The following is a 2842-nucleotide window of genomic DNA, read 5'->3' on the forward strand; positions in this document are numbered from 1 at the left end:
CATATTATTGAAGAAGCAAGGACGATGATCTTTGAAGTAAGAAGTACCCTCACTCGATATGAACAAGGTCAAGCAGTCGGTGTTGAAGTAAATTACGCTGGATATAACGAAAGTAGAAAAGCAAATTGTAATGGTAGTATTCAAGTGAGTGTAGAAGAATTTAACGATCTTTCTATTGAACAGTTACAAGAAAAATCCAGAGAACACATTATTGAAGAAGTAAGCAAAACAGAAGAAGTTCCAGAAAAACCAGAAGCCGAGTAAGGCTTATTTTTATGCACAAAAACAGGGAGTAGTTACAGGCTACTCCCCACCCAACAATAGGGATAGTTGGGTTATTAACATTATACGATACTTTATAAGGACGTTAGGGGGTCGAGCATGTCAAAACAAGAGGATGTGGTCGAAGTGGATAAAAATCAACAAGATATTATTGAAATTAGACAAGATATTAAGACACTGCAAAATGACGTGACAAACCTTAAAATGAACGACATTAAGCAAGATGAAAAAATAATAAATTTACAAACCACATTGTCATCTATTCAGGATGATACAAAATGGATAAGACGCATGTTTACTAAAATAATTGCATCAGCGATTATAACCGCAGTTATCGGAGGGGCTATAGGGTTATTTTTTGCTAATTTCAACTAATAAGGAGAAGGTATAAATGAAAACACAATCACAAGTAAATCGAGAGGTAAAACAAGATGCTACCAAAGGGTTAATTTTGCAATTTATAGGTATCCTTGCTGCACTATTGCCATTATTAGGTGTCTTAGGGATTAACTTAGAATGGTTTAACCAAGGCTTTATAGATGGTTTGGAAGTATTGTTATTGGCAGTTGTTGCATTCGTTGTTAATGCTTATACCATCTACAAGAATCATTACAGCGGAAAAAAAGCGCAGGAACAAAATGCAGAATTAAAATCAAGAGGATTGAAGTAAGCACCTATAGGGTGTTTTTTTAATGCCTAAAAATAAAAAGGAGTGATTTATATGGCTAAAATAGTTGATTTACGTGGTAAAACAATGGGCGGTAGAGATAAACGAACGAAAGTAACAAAGATTGCACGTCATCACTCAGCAACCGCAGATGGTAACTATGCTTCATTTGCTAAATACTGGGGGGGAACAAAAGGATGGAATACAGGCGGTTATCATGAAATAATCTTACGTGATGGTACTGTACAGCTTTGCTATGACTGGGATACTGTCACAAATGGTGTTTATGGCCACAATCAAAACACGTATCATATATGCCTTGTTGGCAATGGTAGCTTTACTGATGCACAGGAAAAAGCATTTGAGGAACGTGCTAAGGCTGCAATAGCATTATTCAGATTGAGAGTATCGGATGTACAAGGGCATAATGAATTTAGCGGAACAAATACTAGTTGCCCAGGTATTAATATGAATACAGTACGATCTAGATTGAATGGTGAAAGTGTGAGCCCTGCACCTAAACCACAGACTAAACCAAGTAAGACAAGCTCAAATAAGGCTAATCTTACGGTTGATGGTAAGTGGGGTAACTCTACTACTACCGCATTACAAAAAGCACTAGGAACTACACAAGACGGTATCATAAGTGACCAGTTAAGCAATAGCATCACCAATGCTTTCTATGGTACTACGATTGATTTCGGAAATGGTAAAAAGGGAAGTATGGTTGTAAAGGCACTGCAAGGAAAAGTAGGTTCCAAGCAAGACGGATTATTAGGACCTAACACAATCGGTGCTTTACAAAAACATCTTGGAACACCTTATGATAAGAAGCTCAGCCGTCCATCTACTGTAGTTAAAGAATTACAACGTAGATTAAATGCGAGTACGTTTTAAAACAAAAAGCCCTCCTAGTGGGGGCTTAATTTATTTATGTCGCAGGAGGGTTTGGGTCATTCATTTTATTCACCTCATTCCTATTTAATTTGATAATAACACCTTTACTTATTATCAGAATAGAAGTAATATGTTTCTAACAAATATTTTTTCAGCCCACTATTTTTAGTGGGTCTTTTTTATCTATTATCCTCACTATCCACACCCGGTGGTATATACCTCGTTTCTAAAGGTATATCCTTATGTTCAATCTCAATCATATTTTCACCATACATATAAGACTGAATAACCTTCTTTGTTCCTTCTCTTAATTCTTCAGAAGTAAACTCCATAATTTCACCATTAACCACATATTTACCTGTAGAGTGTTTTTTAATGTTTAAATGATGATCTTGAATTACCTCACGTTTTAATTCAAAAAAGTCTTTTTCAATAGCTTTAATAAGTGAATCATGCAAATCTAAATAAGGAGGTACGATTTTAAATTTATCTTGATCGTATAATTTTTCGTTGTGTTTCAGTGTAGCTATGGCCATTGGCATGCAAATATATTTTAGTACAAGCTCATCCATTAAATCACCTCATGCACATTATAACCATTACACCTCCCAAAAATCATCTATAGTTAATTCAGGATCCACTTCCCTAACTGCCTTCAAAATCTTTTTCATTACTTTAATACTAGGATAATAATTACTATCAGAACATGCCTTGCTTATTGTATTACGACTCACTCCGGATTCTTCAACAAGTTCTTCTTGCGAATATCCATTCTTATCTAACCAACGACCAAGATCAGTTCTTTTTTTACCTATTCCAAACATAATGAATCTCCTTTTTTAAAACCAGTCTTGCCACTCTTTCACAAATTAATACGAACCTTTCACAAGTTTTTGGGAAAGTTGTACAAGCGGTGCTGCATAACATATACAAATGTAACTGCAATAGTAAATACAAAAGTAAGATTACAATTGTTTTAGGTTGATAGAGTCAGGG

6 protein-coding genes are annotated in these 2842 nt (G+C 35.2%); 4 read left to right on the forward strand and 2 right to left on the reverse strand.

Features of this window, described 5'->3' with window-relative positions; translation table 11 throughout:
- From C3938_RS00275 to C3938_RS18010, 4 genes are all read left to right on the forward strand, one after another.
- Nucleotides 1–264, forward strand: a 264-nt coding sequence (locus C3938_RS00275) for a hypothetical protein (RefSeq protein WP_105101319.1), incomplete at its 5' end; no start/stop codon positions are given.
- 117 nt (nucleotides 265–381) lie between these two features.
- Nucleotides 382–657 (forward strand): hemolysin XhlA family protein, encoded by a 276-nt coding sequence (locus C3938_RS00280; protein WP_199775451.1) that lies wholly within the window; start codon nucleotides 382–384, stop codon nucleotides 655–657.
- A 16-nt stretch (nucleotides 658–673) separates the two neighbouring features.
- The gene (locus C3938_RS00285) at nucleotides 674–952 is read left to right on the forward strand and encodes a phage holin (RefSeq protein ID WP_105101321.1); all 279 of its coding nucleotides are present in this window, start codon (nucleotides 674–676) and stop codon (nucleotides 950–952) included.
- A 51-nt stretch (nucleotides 953–1003) separates the two neighbouring features.
- A complete protein-coding gene (locus C3938_RS18010) occupies nucleotides 1004–1846 on the forward strand; it encodes an N-acetylmuramoyl-L-alanine amidase (protein WP_199775452.1) in 843 nt (280 codons plus the stop codon).
- Nucleotides 1847–2025: 179 nt separating this feature from the next.
- On the opposite strand, the gene C3938_RS00295 is transcribed toward C3938_RS18010, so the two are convergent.
- Together C3938_RS00295 and C3938_RS00300 are read right to left on the reverse strand one after the other, a co-directional pair.
- Complete coding sequence (locus C3938_RS00295) at nucleotides 2026–2418, reverse strand: hypothetical protein (RefSeq protein ID WP_105101322.1); 393 nt, start codon at nucleotides 2416–2418, stop codon at nucleotides 2026–2028.
- Between the two features lie 27 nt (nucleotides 2419–2445).
- Nucleotides 2446–2670 carry a helix-turn-helix transcriptional regulator gene (locus tag C3938_RS00300; RefSeq protein WP_105101323.1) on the reverse strand — a complete coding sequence of 75 codons (225 nt, stop codon included), beginning with the start codon at nucleotides 2668–2670 and terminating at the stop codon, nucleotides 2446–2448.
- Nucleotides 2671–2842 lie beyond the last annotated feature (172 nt).

Source organism: Microbulbifer pacificus, assembly GCF_002959965.1.
Classification (GTDB): Bacteria; Pseudomonadota; Gammaproteobacteria; order Pseudomonadales; family Cellvibrionaceae; genus Microbulbifer; species Microbulbifer pacificus_A.

Coding starts and splice junctions, on each gene's coding strand:
- C3938_RS00300 (WP_105101323.1), bottom strand. CDS start 2,670: ATGTTTGGAATAGGTAAAAAAAGAACTGATCTTGGTCGTTGGTTAGAT.
- C3938_RS00280 (WP_199775451.1), top strand. CDS start 382: ATGTCAAAACAAGAGGATGTGGTCGAAGTGGATAAAAATCAACAAGAT.
- C3938_RS18010 (WP_199775452.1), top strand. CDS start 1,004: ATGGCTAAAATAGTTGATTTACGTGGTAAAACAATGGGCGGTAGAGAT.
- C3938_RS00295 (WP_105101322.1), bottom strand. CDS start 2,418: ATGGATGAGCTTGTACTAAAATATATTTGCATGCCAATGGCCATAGCT.
- C3938_RS00285 (WP_105101321.1), top strand. CDS start 674: ATGAAAACACAATCACAAGTAAATCGAGAGGTAAAACAAGATGCTACC.